Source organism: Ruoffia sp. FAM 26255, from assembly GCF_045528525.1.
GTDB classification, from domain to species: domain Bacteria; phylum Bacillota; class Bacilli; order Lactobacillales; family Aerococcaceae; genus Ruoffia; species Ruoffia tabacinasalis.
In genome coordinates this window covers 1-17,751 of sequence record NZ_JBGQQX010000045.1, presented here as the reverse complement: position 1 = coordinate 17,751, position 17,751 = coordinate 1, and the positions used below count along the sequence as shown (strand labels likewise).

General features: G+C 36.4%; 18 protein-coding genes, 1 pseudogene and 1 riboswitch. Of the genes and pseudogenes, 6 read left to right on the top strand and 13 right to left on the bottom strand.

The window, feature by feature from the left end; genetic code table 11:
- Together ACEN31_RS08830 and ACEN31_RS08825 are read right to left on the bottom strand one after the other, a co-directional pair.
- Positions 1-159, bottom strand: a 159-nt coding sequence (locus ACEN31_RS08830) for a helix-turn-helix domain-containing protein (protein WP_407109209.1), incomplete at its 3' end; no start/stop codon positions are given.
- A gap of 144 nt (positions 160-303) precedes the next feature.
- Complete coding sequence (locus ACEN31_RS08825) at positions 304-1,344, bottom strand: branched-chain amino acid aminotransferase (protein WP_407109208.1); 1,041 nt, start codon at positions 1,342-1,344, stop codon at positions 304-306.
- 219 nt (positions 1,345-1,563) lie between these two features.
- On the opposite strand from ACEN31_RS08825, the gene ACEN31_RS08820 reads away from it, so the two are divergent.
- Entirely contained in the window at positions 1,564-2,232 is a 669-nt protein-coding gene (locus ACEN31_RS08820; protein WP_407109207.1) for a hypothetical protein, read from the top strand.
- A gap of 55 nt (positions 2,233-2,287) precedes the next feature.
- On the opposite strand, the gene ACEN31_RS08815 is transcribed toward ACEN31_RS08820, so the two are convergent.
- The 4 genes from ACEN31_RS08815 to cls all read right to left on the bottom strand — a co-directional run bounded on the left by ACEN31_RS08815 (position 2,288) and on the right by cls (position 7,621).
- Positions 2,288-3,589: an RNA polymerase subunit sigma-54 gene (locus ACEN31_RS08815; protein ID WP_407109206.1), complete on the bottom strand. Its 1,302-nt coding sequence runs from the start codon at positions 3,587-3,589 to the stop codon at positions 2,288-2,290.
- 119 nt (positions 3,590-3,708) lie between these two features.
- Complete coding sequence (locus tag ACEN31_RS08810) at positions 3,709-5,055, bottom strand: polysaccharide deacetylase family protein (RefSeq protein WP_407109205.1); 1,347 nt, start codon at positions 5,053-5,055, stop codon at positions 3,709-3,711.
- 34 nt (positions 5,056-5,089) lie between these two features.
- Positions 5,090-6,034 (bottom strand): neutral zinc metallopeptidase, encoded by a 945-nt coding sequence (locus tag ACEN31_RS08805; protein WP_407090434.1) that lies wholly within the window; start codon positions 6,032-6,034, stop codon positions 5,090-5,092.
- Positions 6,035-6,061: 27 nt separating this feature from the next.
- Positions 6,062-7,621 (bottom strand): cardiolipin synthase, encoded by a 1,560-nt coding sequence (cls, locus tag ACEN31_RS08800; protein WP_407090433.1) that lies wholly within the window; start codon positions 7,619-7,621, stop codon positions 6,062-6,064.
- A gap of 170 nt (positions 7,622-7,791) precedes the next feature.
- Between cls and ACEN31_RS08795 the strand changes: the two genes are divergently transcribed.
- Positions 7,792-8,235 carry a YaiI/YqxD family protein gene (locus tag ACEN31_RS08795; RefSeq protein WP_407090432.1) on the top strand — a complete coding sequence of 148 codons (444 nt, stop codon included), beginning with the start codon at positions 7,792-7,794 and terminating at the stop codon, positions 8,233-8,235.
- Positions 8,236-8,312: 77 nt separating this feature from the next.
- On the opposite strand, the gene ACEN31_RS08790 is transcribed toward ACEN31_RS08795, so the two are convergent.
- The 6 genes from ACEN31_RS08790 to ACEN31_RS08765 form a co-directional block, all read right to left on the bottom strand.
- Complete coding sequence (locus ACEN31_RS08790; protein ID WP_407090448.1) at positions 8,313-8,930, bottom strand: hydrolase; 618 nt, start codon at positions 8,928-8,930, stop codon at positions 8,313-8,315.
- A gap of 308 nt (positions 8,931-9,238) precedes the next feature.
- Complete coding sequence (locus ACEN31_RS08785; RefSeq protein WP_407090431.1) at positions 9,239-9,601, bottom strand: ArsR/SmtB family transcription factor; 363 nt, start codon at positions 9,599-9,601, stop codon at positions 9,239-9,241.
- A gap of 50 nt (positions 9,602-9,651) precedes the next feature.
- Positions 9,652-10,401 (bottom strand): CPBP family intramembrane glutamic endopeptidase, encoded by a 750-nt coding sequence (locus ACEN31_RS08780; protein WP_407090430.1) that lies wholly within the window; start codon positions 10,399-10,401, stop codon positions 9,652-9,654.
- 9 nt (positions 10,402-10,410) lie between these two features.
- Entirely contained in the window at positions 10,411-11,550 is a 1,140-nt protein-coding gene (locus tag ACEN31_RS08775; RefSeq protein ID WP_407090429.1) for a hypothetical protein, read from the bottom strand.
- Between the two features lie 26 nt (positions 11,551-11,576).
- The gene (locus ACEN31_RS08770) at positions 11,577-12,284 is read right to left on the bottom strand and encodes an HAD family hydrolase (protein ID WP_197103883.1); all 708 of its coding nucleotides are present in this window, start codon (positions 12,282-12,284) and stop codon (positions 11,577-11,579) included.
- 103 nt (positions 12,285-12,387) lie between these two features.
- Entirely contained in the window at positions 12,388-13,095 is a 708-nt protein-coding gene (locus ACEN31_RS08765) for a hypothetical protein (protein WP_407090428.1), read from the bottom strand.
- A gap of 211 nt (positions 13,096-13,306) precedes the next feature.
- Between ACEN31_RS08765 and ACEN31_RS08760 the strand changes: the two genes are divergently transcribed.
- The 4 genes from ACEN31_RS08760 to ACEN31_RS08745 all read left to right on the top strand — a co-directional run bounded on the left by ACEN31_RS08760 (position 13,307) and on the right by ACEN31_RS08745 (position 17,660).
- On the top strand, positions 13,307-14,035 hold the full coding sequence (locus ACEN31_RS08760) for a glucosamine-6-phosphate deaminase (protein ID WP_407089616.1): 729 nt from the start codon (positions 13,307-13,309) through the stop codon (positions 14,033-14,035).
- An 18-nt stretch (positions 14,036-14,053) separates the two neighbouring features.
- On the top strand, positions 14,054-14,863 hold the full coding sequence (locus tag ACEN31_RS08755; RefSeq protein ID WP_407109204.1) for a helix-turn-helix transcriptional regulator: 810 nt from the start codon (positions 14,054-14,056) through the stop codon (positions 14,861-14,863).
- A gap of 218 nt (positions 14,864-15,081) precedes the next feature.
- The gene (locus tag ACEN31_RS08750) at positions 15,082-15,891 is read left to right on the top strand and encodes a helix-turn-helix domain-containing protein (protein ID WP_407089619.1); all 810 of its coding nucleotides are present in this window, start codon (positions 15,082-15,084) and stop codon (positions 15,889-15,891) included.
- A gap of 114 nt (positions 15,892-16,005) precedes the next feature.
- Positions 16,006-16,172: riboswitch (M-box (ykoK) riboswitch) on the top strand.
- A gap of 240 nt (positions 16,173-16,412) precedes the next feature.
- On the top strand, positions 16,413-17,660 hold the full coding sequence (locus ACEN31_RS08745) for an HAD-IC family P-type ATPase (protein ID WP_407109203.1): 1,248 nt from the start codon (positions 16,413-16,415) through the stop codon (positions 17,658-17,660).
- Here ACEN31_RS08745 and ACEN31_RS08740 read toward each other — a convergent pair.
- A pseudogene (locus tag ACEN31_RS08740) lies at positions 17,646-17,751 on the bottom strand (IS30 family transposase); the annotation flags it as partial. The gene ACEN31_RS08745 and the pseudogene ACEN31_RS08740 overlap by 15 nt on opposite strands.

The window sequence follows — 17,751 nt, the reverse complement described above, 5'->3', positions numbered from 1 at the left end:
CTCAATGGCGGTATGGCCCTCTTTTAAGAAGTTGATGACGTTATAAATGGGTGTTCTAGAACGTTTTAAACGACTGGCAATGGTCGAGACCGGAATATGTTGGTGGTAATATGATTCTATCATCACCCGTTCATCCGTGGTAAGATGGGTGTAGGTCATTTGTGGTCACTCCTTTGTATTCTTTGGTCGGAATTACAAGTTGAGTGTACCACAAATGGCTGTTTTAGTTGTCTAGCTTAATTTTACAATCGGCGCTTTAATAAAAAAACTACACTATCAAACGATAGTGCAGCTTTAATAAACTTATTTAGTTACATCGACGGTTTGAACCCAGCCTTCAGGTGCTTCAACGTCACCCTTTTGAATTCCTACTAATTCAGCATAAAGTTGTTGGGTAATTTCCCCTACTTTAACACCGTCTGTATAAGTATACTCTTTATCACCATGCGTAATTGAACTGATTGGCGCAATGACCGCAGCTGTACCCATAGCTCCCGTTTCACTGAACTGGTCTAATTCATCCACATAAACATCGCCTTCGACAACTTCTAAGTCTAAACGGTTTTCTGCTAACCAAATTAACGAACGTTTCGTAATACTTGGTAGAATCGATGGCGATTTAGGTGTGACAAATTTATTATCTTTTGTAATACCGAAGAAATTCGCAGAACCAACTTCTTCAATCTTCGTATGAGTCGCTGGATCTAAATAAATCGCGTCACTATACCCTTGGTCCTTCGCAAGTTTTCCTGGTAAGTAACTACTTGCATAGTTTCCACCAACTTTTTGTGCTCCCGTTCCTCTTGGTGCCGCACGGTCAAAATCACTCACTAAGAATTTAGACGGCGCCATTCCACCTTTAAAATACGGTCCCACAGGCGTCACAAAAACAGTGAATAAATATTCTTTTGCAGGTTGAACCCCAACTGTATCGCCGATTCCAATTAATAATGGACGAATATATAAAGTCGCTCCACTTTCATAAGGAGGGACCCACTCTTCATTGGCACGTACAACTTCATGAATTGCGTTAATAAAATCTTCTTCTGGATACGCTGGCATTAGTAATTTTTCAGCTGAATCTATTAAACGTTGTGCATTTAATTCTGGACGGAATAATTGAATTTCGCCTGTTTTAGTGCGGTAAGCTTTCATTCCTTCAAAGGCTTGTTGTCCGTAATGAAGTGCTGTTGATGCTTCAGAGATGAAGACATTCTTTTCTGTTTCAATACGTCCTTCAGACCACTCGCCATCTTTATAATATGCACGGAATTTTTTTCCCGTATCAATATATCCGAAGCCTAACTCGCCCCAATTAATCGTTTCTGGTGTTATCTTAGCCAAAACTCTCATCCTTCCAATAATAAAATCATAGTCATATACTACAACTTATTGATTAAAAAAGCTACAATTCAATGAGAGAAATATTTGAATTGTCTCATAGTTTTTTATTTACTTTATATTTGACGTGTATTGCAATATACTTGTTATCCTACTGTTATAGATTCATGTTACAATGCTTATACAATTTTACAAGAATCTCAATGTCGAAAGGAAATATATATGAAAAAAATTTTTCTACTCACTCTAATTTTCACCTTAAGTGGGTGTAGTTACTTTACAAGTGAACCTGAAAGTGTCACATCTCCAAATCAAGCAACTCAAACAGAAAGTCACAGCGAGGAAGTTGCTCAAGAGTCAACTGAATCAACGCCAGCGAATGATACCTTTGACAATGTCTTTAATGAAACAGTTATTGGACAAGATCGCTATCCTGCGACAACATTACCAGATTCAATTCCCATTAGCGACTTACGTGTAGCCATCGATGAATTCTACACAGAAGCAATGCCAGAAGACGAAAAAGAAATGAATTATGACAAGATTGACCCTGAAACGATTGAAACGCTTCAAGAAACTTTCAGTGAAAATGAAGTTTACGAGCCCCTTAATATTACTGCGGACCAAATTTCACTTGAATTAGGCAGCAAAACAAATTATATCGCGCGTATCGTCATTGGTATGCCTTATGAAGAAGCTGAGGATTTAATTGAGGAACATGATATTTTAGTCTTAAATGAAGCTCTCAGTCAATTAGAAAACCGTTTAGTACTTTTAGCTCATTACGATGAAGAGGCTGATACTTTAACTCCGTATCATTTAAATAATAGTACAACGAGTATCTTCTCGCTCGCAGATTCTGAAGGCGAAACTTCTTCAGATTCTGAATAATAATTTATGACATAGTAAAAGCCCGTCACACTGTAAAAAGGTGACGGGCTTTTGTTTATTTACCTAAACTTTTACGGTAATTTTTAACAATTTGTTGGCCTACTATAATCTTATCTTCGAGTAAGATGCTTACGATTTCTTCATCCGTGGGCTCTCGATCAGAATCATCAATAATTTGGCTAATCGTATCTTTAATATAATTTGCAGACAGTCCATCACGTGTTAGTGAACGAGATGTATTAATAAAGTCTGTAAAAGCTGAAACTTGCTTGTTAAATTCGATATTCTTATTTGATGCAATATGGTACACAATCGGCTCAGGTAAGCGGGTTTCTTTCGCAATATCCTTCATCGATAACGTTGCCTTATATTCATCTTTCCCTAAGAAATAACGTTTGTGGGCTTTAACCATACACATGACCACTTCTAAAATTAGTTGTTCGCGGATACGCAAGTTATCTGCTAGGCGTTGGTAGCCTTCTTCATGCGGCTCAATATAATTATTTAACTCTTCATCTTTTTTCGCTGCCATCTCATCAAAATAAGTCTGGTTAAAAGAAATTTTTGGATAGTATTGACGATTATAGCGTATTTGTAAGCCGTCGCCGACTGGCGTAACAGTTACATCCGGAATCAAGTTAATCTTGTCGACTTGATTAAATAAAGCAGCTGGGTTGGTGCGCAATGTATGGAAGTAATTTACACTTTCCATAATCTCTTCATAAGAAATTTGCGTCTGATCTTGAATCTCAGCGTAATCTTTATCACGTAACTCTTCGAAAAACACTTCTAATAAATAGTATGCAACATTTGGTGCATGTAAGTCCTGTTCCGTTTGTATCATCATCGACTCTTTTAAATCATAAGCCCCGATACCAGCAGGTTCCAATTGCTTAATTAATGTCACCGCATCTAATGTAACGATCACTGGCATATCAATTTTCTTAGCTAATTCTTCTACTGTATATGGTAAATAGCCTCTTTCATCTAAGTATTCTATCGATTTAACCATTGCATCACGGATATCAGTATGGCGATATAATAATATTTGCTCAAACAAATACGTATCTAAACTTTGGGTACTCTCTTTTAATTCTTCGGCTTGTTTCGTACCTTCAAAACGCTTAAAAGCAGGGATTTGTTGTTCAATACTATACTCTAAATCGATAAAAGGATTATCTAAGATCGTATCTTCTAAATAATAAGTTAGTTGCTCAGCATTTAAATCAAGTATATCTAATAATTGCGGATTACTCATAATAGCTGAATTTTTTAACCCTTCAAAGACTTTTACAGACTCATCCTCTTGAATGGTTATTTGGTCTAATGGTTCTTTTTGAACGTCTCGTTCTTTCATCTTGTCACTCCTCTCACTTATCTTCTCTTTAATATTATAGATTATTAAAGGGCTTTCGTCTATTATATCAATGCAGCCGTTGCATTTTCACAACGGCTGCATTTAGATTATTTTATAAATTATTCCGCAAAGAAACGGTGTTGGAAATCTAATTCCATCGGTGTCACGAATTCATACCCTTGTTCAATTAATTCAGGGACGAAGCGCGCCACAGCATCAACGGTATATTGCGCAGTATCATGCATTAGAACGAGCATATCATTCGATAAATTCGCCATCACATTCTGATAAATTAACTCCGCATCTTGAAGTTCCCAGTCTAAGGAATCCACATTCCAAATAATTGACGTCATATCTGAAAGTAGACGAACAACCCGAGGACCTCCCGCACCAAATGGCATTCGGTATAAGGTTGGTGCAACGCCCGTTGCATCCACAATTGATTCTTGCGTCCATTCGATTTCCTGAATTACTTCTTCATCCGAAATCTGGCTGAAATCAGGATGTGAATAACTATGGTTCGCAATGATATGTCCTTCTTCAACTATGCGTCTTGCCATCTCAGGATGATCATCAACATAAGCCCCATAGACGAAGAATGTTGCTTTCACACCATTTTCTGCAAGTATCTCTAAGATTTGCGGGGTATATTCCATATTTGGTCCATCATCGAAAGTTAAAGCAATTTGAGGCGACGGATTGAGTGGTGTTCCTTTTAGTCGTTCACTCAGTACTGGGTTTGCGAAAATCGCATCCAAGGTTGGCTGCTCATAATTTCCGTAACTATGCCCGTTTATAATCGCCGCGACTAAATTATCCATTGATAGATGATATGACTCATAAGTTTGCGCCATATACGGCTGATCCGTAAAGTGACCTGCTTTATCGGTTAACTCATTAGCTAACTGAACAACTTCATATAAGTTACTACGAGTCACTGTTTCAATACTTGTAAAATTCTCCAGCTCACTTCTTAATGCATCCATCTCTTGTAATTTTCCAGGGGCTTGATTTAATAAATCATTGCCTTTAGCCACATATTCATTCTCTTCATCTGGTAAAGCACTTTGAGTTTGAGCAATTAAATCAGGCGTAACTCCTTCTCTAACTAAAGGGACTTCATCCATTAAAGGATTCCCTGCGAATACCGGTGATAAGGCTTCTAAGACTTCAAACTGCGCTTGAGCTTCGTCAACTGTATTATTTAATTCTTCTCTTGAGTCTGAAGGTAGCTTATTGGCAGATATTTCTGCTTGCTGAATCTCCTCTTGGGTGACATCGGATCTTAATACTTGATTATTTTGATCCTCAAACAAGATACTAATATCTTCTTGGGCTGCTTGTAATCTCTCTTCTTCTGACGGATAGAAAGCACTATATAAAACACCCAATACTAAAAACATCCCAAGTACCGATAATAATATTTTTCCAACATCTGATTTGATAAACTCTGATATAAATTTCATTACAACAAGTAGACCTACCTTCATTTTTTACTTTTTATTCATTCTCCAAATACGTATTAAATGTATCTCCGTGTTCAAAATCTCCATATTCAAAGCCGCGCATAAACCAAGCTTGACGTTGCTCTGCTGATCCGTGAGTGAAACTATCTGGTACAACCCGACCGGTTGCCCGTTCTTGAATCGTATCGTCTCCAACCGCAAATGCTGCTTGTAAGGCTTCATTAATATCTCCGGATTCTAACAAGCCTTCTTCTTGAGCATATTTAGCCCAAGCTCCGGCAAAGTAATCCGCTTGTAATTCTAAACGCACATTTAGTTCATTCGCTTCTGTCTCTGACAATCTTCTTCTCAGTTCGTTATATTCATCCATCACACCTATTTCATTTTGGATATGATGACCTACCTCATGAGCAACAACATAGGCCATCGCAAAATCTCCTGGCGCCCCATATTGTTGCGATAAATCACGCCAGAAAGATAAATCAATATAGACATTCGCATCGGCAGGGCAATAGAACGGACCTGCTTGAGAACTTCCAAAACCACAACCAGACGTTGCAGTCCCACCTTCATATATTACCATACCTGGCTCGTCATAAGTCATATTCTCAGTAGAAAATGACTCATTCCAAAAATCTTCTGTACTAGCTAATACAGAAGAGACAAAGTTAAACTCATCATCAGTAACGCCTGTCTCACTTTGTTGCGCTTCATTATTCACTTGAATTTCATTTGTTGGTTGGTTCATATTGTTACCGCCAAGTAAATCACCAAAGCCACCTAATGTGCCCCCGCCTAAGACGGAGAAAAGAATGACGGCGAGGACAATCCACTTACCTTTACCGGGTATAAGAAACAACAGATTTAATAACCCCCCGCCCATCGATGAGCGTGAGCCCCCTCGGTTACGACCTAAACCACCTGATTGACCGCGACGATCTTGAACATTTTTACTACGACGTAAATCTTCCCATTTCATAATTGCTCCTCCATTTTTTTGGTTTTTTTAAACAAATGGTGCTATAAGTCGAAGAACTGCGTCCCAAACACTACCAATGAGACCCACTTTAATATCTTGTAACTGGATACGTCTAGATTTCGCTTGAGATTCTAGAAAATCTTTACTAATATCTTCAATCACTGGATGATAATAAAACATCGTGCTCGTTTCAAAGTGCAAATAAAGTGACCGATAATCTAAATTAATCGTACCGACGGTCGCTACTTTATCATCTGAAACAAACGTTTTTGCATGCAAGAAGCCGGGTGTATATTCATAAATTTTAATCCCAGCTTTCATTAACGGTCTATAATATGAACGTGTCAGCCTAAATACCATCTTTTTGTCCGGAATGCCGGGTGTCATTAAACGAACATCCACCCCGCGCTTAGCGGCTAATTGCATCGCTGTTTGTAATTCATATGAAATCACGAGATACGGTGTATAAATATACACATAATCTTGGGCATTATTTAAAATTTCACGGTAGACATTCTCCCCTACGGGTTCAACATCCAAAGGTGTATCTCCAAAAGGCTGAACAAAGCCCATCTCATCCATCGCTGTTTCATCTTCTTGTAATTCGCGTGTTTCATTCATAATATGATCAATGCGAAATGGCTCATAGGATTCGTCCGTATAATAAAAAGAATTCCACATATTTAAGAATAAATTCGTTAAATTCCATGTTGCTGGCCCTTGAATTCGAACCATATTATCTTTCCAATAACCAAATCGTTCCTTCATATTAATATATTCATCCGCAATATTTAAACCACCTGTATAACCAATCTCACTATCAATAATGACAAACTTTCGATGGTCACGAGTATTATAGACCATTGAAATTAATGGCTTTACCGGATTAAACTTTAAGGCTTTAATACCTAACTCTTCAAGTTGCTCATCAAAATCTTTAGGTAGACGTGTAATAGATCCAAAATCATCATATAAGAACCGAACATCGACACCTTCTTTGGCCTTTTCCTTTAATACTTCAAAAATCGAATCAAACATTACGCCTGTTTCTACGATGAAAAACTCAATAAAAATTGTACTCTTTGCTTGTTTCAAGTCATATATTAATGATGACATCATCGATTCTCCATTCGGAAAATACTTTGCATCAGTATTTGTATACACCGGCATATGCGCATAATTGCTTATATATTGACTTAAAGCAGAAAGTCTTTTATCTTTCTTCTCTAAATATTCTTGCGCTGATGGAACCGATGTCATTTCTTTTGAATGCAGCTTTTGCAATAAATCCACGCTTCGACGCATCCAAATTATTGGTCGCTTGTTACCTATCATTAAATACAGTATCCCACCAAATAAGGGGAATAATGTAATGGCAATGATCCAACTCATTCGATATGCTGGACTCTCATCTTTATTCACTAGATACAAAACCATGATAATTGATGCAAAAGTGAAAGCAAACTGAATATAAGCTGAATAAGCAACAATATTGTTCATAATGATGACAAACCACACAATCTGAACAATAAATGCCACTGCAAGAACACCCACGCGTTCTAGCGTTGACTTTTTCTCTGGTTTCATTCTTTGCATCCCCTCCATAATACTTATTTTTAACTACTATTTATTATAGTAAATATTTTCTCATAAGACTATTAATCTATAGTATTATTTTGTTTTTTTGACTTTTTGTCCCTGATTTATCATAATACTCATATGAAATTCAACTCTAAACTTAAGAAAGGAGTTCCATTATGAAAATACTCATCGATGCAGATGCTAGTCCTATTAAAAACGAAGTCATCCAACTAGCTGAAAAATTTCATCTCGAAGTTGTCATTGTCTCTAGTATATCTCATTATACCTTCGACACTTATCCAGACTTTGTCAAAGTCATCTATGTTGAGACCGGTACAGACCGCGCTGACTTTAAAATCGTTCAACTTGCTCAACCGAGAGACATCATCGTGACTCAAGATTACGGTCTTGCCTCATTATTACTGCCTAAGAAATGTCGCGTCATTCACCACAATAGTTACGAATATACCCAAGAAAATATCGATCTGCTTTTACATCGCCGACACTTTAGTGCTTTGGAAAGACAAAGTGGTATACGTACTAAAGGACCTAAAGCTTTTACAGATGGTGATCGCAAAAAGTTTTCACAATTTCTGTTACACATCTTAGAAAACTCATAAGAATGCCTATGAAAAAAGAGCCAAAAGGTTGAGTGATTCTCAACCCCTTGCTCAATGTAATAATTCTGATTTGTAATTTAGTTAGACTGCGAACGATAATTAACCATGACTTCTGCAAATATTTCAGCACTTGTCGGTGGTGTAAAGGTAATAGCATTCGCACCCGCTTCGATCGTTTCTTCAATTGATTCCTCAGTTGGCCCTCCGGTCGCTATGATTGGCACCATTGGTCCAACTTCATCACGGATTTGTTTAACTAAGGCTGCTGTATTGGCTCCTGCCGATACGTTTAGCATATCTGCTCCAGCGTTTAGCTTCGTAATATAATCATCTTTATCACTTGCAATCGTTGCAATCACTGGTACATCGATGCATTTATTAATTTCTGTAATCACTTCTTTCTTCATCGGTGCATTGACAATGACACCGTAAGCTCCCATTTGTTCAGCTTGAAAGGCAAGGTCTACACTTCGTTGACCCGTTGTCGTTCCGCCACCCACTCCAAGGAATACAGGCACTGAAGAAACATCGACGATCGATTGCATAATTGTTAATTGTGGTGTAAATGGATAGACAGCAATCACAGATTGAGCATTACTGTTTTTGATAATCGCTACATCCGTTGTAAATAAAAGTGATTTAATCCGTTTTCCTAATATTTTCACTCCAGATGCTTTATAGATCGCATCAGGCATTTCAACAATTCTTGTTTTTAACTCTGCTTGAAATTCTGGAATAAACTTCTCTTTCTTTTCAGGTTGTTCAGAAACAACATCTGTTAAAATTATACGTTGTTCATTGTCTTCTGTTATTTCCGTTGTAACAGCTTGATAACTTGGTCCTGGCTGTTCAAATCGATCACTGTTAAATTTTTCTTCGTTTGTCATAATTCACACTCCTTAATAATACTTCTACCATTCTATACAAAAAAGACCACAAATTAAAGTTTTCTCACCTGCGGTTACCGAGAGTACTTTCTTTGCGGTCTTTTATAATTTTCCTATTAAACTTTTTCAGTCATCATCGAAATATCTTTCGCTACATCTAGTAAAGACATCACATCTTCATTTTCTAAGGCATAAACAACACGTTTACCGTGTTTTTCTGACGTTATCACACCACTGTTACGTAATGTAATTAAGTGATGAGACGTCGTTGCGACTGACGCATCGATAAATCGTGAAATTTCATACACGCATAATTGCTTATAGTGCGCTAGGAGTTCTACGATTTTAATTCGATTTAAATCACCTAATACTTTAAATATATCAGCTTTACCTTCTACTATATTAGTGTCAATTATATTTTTAACGTTAGCCATTTCCAAATCTATGGCTTCGTCATTTAGGCATTCATATTGAGACATATTGTCACCTCTCATTTTACAAATATTATAATTTGGTTATCACCATAGAATTATAGCATTTGTATTGACATAAATCCAATGAAGTTTTGAATGATATGTAAAAGAATTGAATATTCAAGGCGTCTCGTATATAAATAAACAAAGGTAAACCCTGCAGATAATACAAAGTACACCATGAAATCAATCCAGTTAGCTGGACCATGTAACATCGTAAAGATGACTGCAGCCACAAATGCCCCAATGATTGGCATTAAAGAGAATGTATACTTCATGATTAGTCCTCTTAAGATATACTCCTCAGTAATCGGCGTTAAAATAACGATATTAATAAACATTAAAATTGGGTTCATATTTTGAACTAAGGACTCGACCGCCGTTTGGTTCCCTGGTTGAACATAATCCGGTGCCGCAAACATAATAATCATATTAAGTAGCACTTGAAGTAAATAAATGAATACATATATTTTCAATGCTGTGGCAATATTTTGCCAAGTAAAAGTTTTAAAATCAAAAAATTTAAAGCCTAAAAGCTTGCCTGTCACAATGATTAAAACTGTTAGACCAAGCGTCTGTAGAAAATACTCCATCGGTGCATGCGTCATTAAATTAAGTAAATTACCTTCTGTCAAAGTTTCAACAGTTAATTCAACTTCAGCATTTAGCGCACCTCTCCGAATGACCCATGTCTCAGCTAAGACCCGTACATAAAAGTAGGCAGCAATCAAAAGCGGGGCTTTCCACCAACTCCCTTTTACTTGATCGGACCATGGTCTCTTTAATTCTTTCCATACACCTTGCATAACTTACCTCTATTCTTCTGTTGTCTCGAACATATCTGGTGTGAGTGTTGCTTCTAGTTTATTGATTTCTTGAATAACATCAAAGCCTACAAATTCAGCGAACTCTTCATAGGAATAAACGATCTCATCTGTGAAATCAATGATCGTCCCCGCACTTTCAAGTAAGTATAATTCAATACCCGTCATTTGCTCCTCATCATTCATCGCAACAAGTCCCATGCCGAACACACCGTTCTCGTAGTCGACGTTCATCGTCCCTTCAATCGCCGTTGTCGCTCGATCGAAGAACTCAGATAACTCTGGGTATTCTTCCTGTTTCGCTTGCGCAATTTCATTGTAAAGTGCTCCAATGTCACCCGCAATCATGACTTGCTCGCCCATCTCGTTCGCTTCAAACGCATTGATGACTTCTTCATGACCCAACCACTCGATCGCAACTTCTGTTAAGAAATCTTCCACTCGAAACATTTCTAAATTGGCACTATTTAAACCACCTTCAGTCGAATCCAATTGCACAACTTTCCCTTGAAGTTCGTCATAGTTTTCTTGAGTGAAGACATAAAAATCTTCCACGACCGTCCCAGCATAAATTTGAGGCTGTGTATTCAAAGCATCGGCAGCATATTGAATTAAATCATCCACTGAAATATGTGCTTCTTGAATGGACTCACGGTCACTTCTTGAGAAGATGGCATTCGGTAAATAAGGAGGTCTTAATTGAGCGGTATAATATTTATCCCCGTCTTTCAATGAGTTTTGAGAGATTAAATCCATTTCCTCACCGACAACAACAAAACTTGCATATTCAACTGAACGTTGATCTAACTGACTCACGCCTTCTAAAAAGGCAAGCGGTGAAGAAGTATCCAAAGCTGATTCCATTGGTACTTCCTCAGTTTCTACAATACTTTCAACTTCCGGACTCTCTTCAGTTGATGCATCCTCTGTTGCCTCTTCTGAAGTCTCCTCTACCGATTCTTCAGAACTTTCTTGACTTTCTTCTTCAGATGGGCCTTCCGATGTAGACTCTTTCCCCCACTCAACTGATTCGATGGGAGAGATATTTTCTGCAAAAGTTGTTATGACAGGTGAAGATAACCCGAATAAAAGCGCCAACACAAGGAGGCTAAGACTTTTTTTATTGTTCATTTACTTAATTCCTTTCTAAATGTCTTTTACTGAGCTGCATTAATAATATCTAACGTATCTAGCAATTCATCAAAGTGGCTAATAATATAATCCGCTTCTTTAAGATGCTCACGGTGACTTTCTTCAGTAGCTAAACCAATCGATGCATGTGTATGCTTTCCATACTCCATATCAACCGTTGAGTCGCCGACATAAATCATCTCATCTAAACGAATATCATATCGTCTGGCAATTTCGTGAAGAGCAGTTGGGTTTGGCTTTGGTCCAAAGTCATCGGCACCGCCAACAAATTCAAAGTATTGATCAATGTTTGCTAACTTTAACGTTTCCTCAGCAATCCGGCGATTATCATTGGTAACAACAGCTAAAATATAATCATCTTTGAGGGCTTCCAGTGCATTCATTGCGCCGTCCATTACCAATACATGCTCACCGTGACCTTTGACATAGTCTAAATAAGTATCTTCTAAGATTTCTTCAATTTCAGAGACCGGCATATCCAAAATCTTACTAAATTCTCTAGCTTGGTCAATGATACTGCCCGCAGCATAAATTGAATTAGCCACAACTATATCACCTTCCACACCCATATGCTTTCTGAATGCTTCTTTGTCTTCATCATTCAAATCGGTTTTATCTAATAATAAGTTAGTCACATCGACACTTGGTTGGTCCCAAGTCCTTCCTAATTCTATTAATGTTCCATCTTTATCTAAAATAATTGCTTTAATCAATTGAAAGTCCTCCTAAAAGTTGTTAAATTCCCATTAATTGTATCATATTTGTATGCAAAAAAAGAATGCAAACAGCGTATGTTTACATTCTTCTAGATATAATTTAAATTTGTAATCCGAAAAAAATTAACTCATAGATATAAGACAATGGCATGAATGAACTTGACCAATACACCGGAACAAAATCCGCACTAATTAAAGCTTTGGAAATCATCGGTATAGAATATCTTTGTCTTCTCCCAAATTCCACCATTATATTAGCAAATTGACGAAATGATAAATTTGAGTTATTACTGTTTGAAGCCATAACTGTCCCAAATGGTGACGTGTTTGCTTCGTTTCCTTGAGTTGATTCGTCGCCTTCAGGTGTTTCATCCACACTTTCAGAAGAATCCATATCTCCAGGTGTTTCTATCGTTGAGGATTCTGGTCGACTGCTTGAGCTATTATCTACTTCACTTGATTGTGAAGAGGATTCCACTTCTTCTCCGCTTTCTTGGCTTGAACCTGTTTCTTGGCTTGAACCTGGATTTGATGACTCTGGCGGTGTTTCTGATTCATCACTGCTCGATTCTTCAGGTTCAGATTCAATATTTTCAGGTGGATCTGGTGGAGGTGGTAACTCCCCTTCTTCACCATCTGCAATGGGTTGTTCAAAATCATCACGACCATCTTCTAAATAACTTCCTTCGTTTGAAGAGTTATCAATGGCTGCTACTTGAACGAGAGGTGTTTGGCTACTTATAAAAATTAAAAGCAACAAAACAACTAAGCCCAAGAAGAAATTTTGCTTACGCTTATTACAATTCATAAGAGCCTCCTTTAGTTTAATTTTTCCTTAAAATAAATATATCATAATATTTACTAAAGAAGTCGATTAACATACATTTGTAGCCATATCATAATAAATTTAATATAAATAGAAACTATTCTGTCATATTACTGTAAAATACAAATAAAAACTTGCATAATATAGAAGTTATAAAGTAAAATAAATTATATAATTAACAAGGAGGATATACATGAATATTTTTGTATTTGAAACATCCCTAGAAGCATCACAATACGCTTACGATTTAGTGGCAAAAGCTTTAGAATCTGGCGCAAACACATTTGGTCTAGCTACAGGGTCGACGCCTGAGGAATTATACTCAATTATCCGTGACTCTGATTTAGACTTTACTGACGCTAAAGCAGTAAACTTAGATGAATATTACGGTTTACCGGCTGATAACGATCAAAGCTATGCTTACTTCATGAAAAAACATTTATTTGATGCAAAACCATTTGCACAAACGCATATTCCTAATGGAACAGCAACAGATGTTGAGAAAGAAATTGAAGATTACAACACAATTTTAAGCGAGAACCCAGTTGATTTACAAATTTTAGGTATCGGTTCAAACGGACACATTGGTTTCAACGAGCCTGGTAGTCCCTTCGATTCAAAAACGCGTTTAGTTGATTTAACTGATGAAACAATCCAAGCAAACAAACGTAACTTCGAATCCGAAGCAGATGTTCCTAAAAAAGCTTTCTCAATGGGGATTGGTTCTATCTTAGAATCCAAACAAATTATATTGATGGCTTTCGGAGAAAACAAAGCAAAAGCAATTAAAGAGACTGTCCATGGTGAAGTTACTCCTGATGTTCCAGCAAGTGTCTTAAAAAACCACTCAAATACTGTCATCTTGTTAGATAAAGCTGCAGCAAGCCAGTTAGATCCAAGTGACTACGAAGTTATTGGCTAATTTTTTCTTATAAAGATGATGAACAAAAACCTACATAACCGAATAAATCGTTCAGATTCTCTCTATTATCCTTTTCGTATTCATTCAGATACCGTTGCAGCGGGTAACTCAGTGAATTACCCAGGCTTTGCAACTTATACTTTTCTATATGTTACGCAAGGAGCAGGAGAATTAACAACAAAATATGAGACCTTCAGTTTTGAAGGTCCTTTTTGCATACTTATCCCTAAACTCATCCCCTTTAACCTATCATCTAACGAACATTTCCCATTAGATCTACACATAATTGAATACACAGTGAACCAACGGGAGCAGGATGAGAGAAATCTTGACCAATTTAAGATAGTCAATATAGATAATAATAGTCTAAAACATGTTGTAACACTCTTGTTAAATGAAATTAATTCCCCTTCGAGACATTTTAATGCTATAATGGAACATATTTTCAATTTAGTTATGATTTATGACAATATTAACACGACTCAAACGTATGATGGCCCTGAACACTTCCATATCAGCGAAAATGTTCGCCAAGCCCAGTATTTTATCGAACATAATTTTCACAAAAAAATCTCTGTCAAGGATGTTGCAGCGCAAACACAATTAAGTTCAGATTATTTTATTACTGTTTTTCATGATGAATTGGGCTTGACGCCCCATCAATATATCATTCGCTGTCGGATGAATCATTCACACTTTTTGTTAGAAAATACGCACAAATCAATACAAGACATCGCAAAAGAATGTGGTTATAAATCATCAAACCATTTTTCTACAAAATTCAAGGAATTTTTTGGGTATTCCCCACGAAATTTAAAAACAAAATAATACTTTTACAAAATATATATATTTTATTTTATTTGTTGAAGTTAGCATGTTAATATTGTTTGTGAGTCAAGACTTGAGTATGTTTTCGTAGTCATTAGCAAGATGCTGATAAAAAAATCGTAAGAATTTAGTAAAAAACATTTATATTATTCATTATGTGTAATATAATGTATTTATAAAAATGATTACTCAATTTTTGAAAAAAGGAGGTTAGGTTTATGTATATATCAAATATTAATTCGTCTTCAATTAAATTACAGTCAATCGAAACTGAAAGTATTCCAACAACAGGTAAATCTATTACTGTTTTTTCAGAAAACAATTTAACATTATTATACATCGTTAAAGGTGCGGCAGATTTCAATGTAAATGATCGAGAAGGTCAAGTTAAGAAACGCGACATGATTTTACTTAATCCTGAAACAACATTGGAATTAACAACAATCCGTAAAGTTGAGTGGATTAAAATCACTTTGACTGGCATTTTATTTACTTCAAGCCTTGATATTGATTCAAAAAGCCAGATGTTCGTAACTGAAGATACATCACAATCAATTAAACGTTACTTAGATCTTGCTATCTTAGAACATACACATCGTTTCCGTGGAACAGAATTAATTCTTAAGAAATTACTTGAATGTATTATGGTGCACGTACTTAAGAATAGTGAGTTATCAATTAAAGATGCAAGTGTTCAAGTGAAGAATGATGAAATCGAACGTATTCAACAATACATTCGTAAAAATTATTCACAAAAAATCTCATTGGATGATTTATCAAATCACGTTGGAATCAACAAGTACTATTTAATTCGTCTATTTAAGCAAAAAACGGGTCTATCACCCATTGATTACTTAATTCATGTGCGTTTAGCCGAAGCTGAGAAGTTACTCGCTACTTCAAACATTACCATTTCTAAGATTTCTGATATGGTTGGTTTTCACTCACCATCTCATTTCTCAAAGACCTTTAAAGAGTCAAATCACTGTACACCCTCTGCTTTCCGTAAGAAGCACAGTACTGATTAAAACAAAATACAAATTTTAAAAGCATTCTGTCTAACAAAATAGATAGAATGCTTATTTTTTAAAATTAAATTTGACTTTTTCTTCCTGCGTGATATGATTGAGTTTGGAAAATTTAATAAGATTTGTTAGGTGAGGCTCCTATACATACATAGGCTATTGCCCAAAAACGTCCAGAGACGCCAATGGGTATAACAGGAATTGTCGAAATAAGGCTTTTCATAATGTAGCTAACACGAATTGTTTACGATGTATAGTGCTGAAACTCCACAAAGAATCCGTATAAATTTTTTTGTGCGTTTTTTTGTGTCCTCGCTTGCATAAGTGAGGGCTTTTTCTATTTCTTATGAATTTCCAACGATTAATTAAAAAAAGGAGGGAAAACAAATGGACTCGTCCAGGATACAGAGATTTCAAATAAATATCGTCGATGCATCAGGTCGTGCCTATTTGTTGACTGTCATAATCTCCTGATGTCTCACACTTTTGAAGTCTCATTAATATTAATTAAGGAGGCAGTAACAATGAAAGACAATAAATTATTAAATTACTTTGACTTAGCAAGTCTAAGCATTCAAGATTTAATGAAACAATTAGGTATAAAACAAGAGGGCTTTACATATCAAGAAGCCGCAGATATTCAAAGTATTGATGGAAAGAACGAAATTAATTATGGTGCAGATAAACCATTATGGAAAGTGTTTATTGATGCGTTCTCTTCTCCCTTTACACTCGTACTTATTGTACTGGCATGCATTTCATTTTTAACTGAGTATATTCTAGTCAATCCAGGCGAGAAAGATGCGACCAGTGCGGTCATTATCATTTTGCTTGTTTTACTTAGTGGCATGATGTCATTTATTCAATCTGTTCGGTCAAACCGTGCGGCTCAAGCTTTAAATCAATTAGTTGAAGTTACTTCAACGGTGAAACGCGAAGGAACGTTTAGAGAAATCCCAACAGAAAATATTGTCTTAGGTGACATTGTACACCTTTCAGCCGGGGATATGATTCCGTCAGATATTCGTTTAATCCAGACGAAAGACTTATTCATCTCTCAAACATCCCTGACTGGAGAAAGTTACCCGGTTGAAAAATTCGCGAACACGATTATTACAGAATCCGAATCTGAAACGAACTACGACACGTTAGCATATATGGGAAGCGAAGTTGTGAGCGGAACTGCTGAAGGTATTGTTGTACGAACTGCAAACAATACTCTATTCGGACAAATTGCTCAAGATCTCAATCAAGAACCGGTAAAAACTAGCTTTGATAAAGGAATCGAAAGCACATCTCAATTACTTATTCGCTTCATGATGGTCCTTGCTCCAACTGTCATTCTGATTAATGGCTTAACAAAAGATGATTGGTTACAAGCTTTACTTTTTGGAATTTCAGTTGCGGTTGGCCTCACCCCAGAAATGTTACCCATGATTGTCACTTCTAACTTAGTCAAAGGTGCAAGTACTATGGCAAAAAAAGGGACAGTCATTCGAAACCTAAACTCAATTCAGAATTTTGGAGCCATAGATGTTCTTTGTACTGATAAAACAGGAACACTTACTCAAGATAAAATCGTCCTACAATATCATCTCGATATTGACGGCAATGAGAATAAACGCGTTCTCCATCATGCATTTTTAAACAGTTATTACCAAACAGGTTTAAAAAACCTCATGGATGTTGCCGTTATTGAAGCAACCGAAAAAGAATTCGAGATTGAAACTTTTAACTATTTCATTTGTCAAATTAAGCTAGAAATAATCTAACCCTGATACATTCTCAAGAAAGACTTCCAACGGAGTCTTATAGTTTAAAGATTTTCTAGGAATTTTATTCCTTCGGGTTGTAACAGAAGAA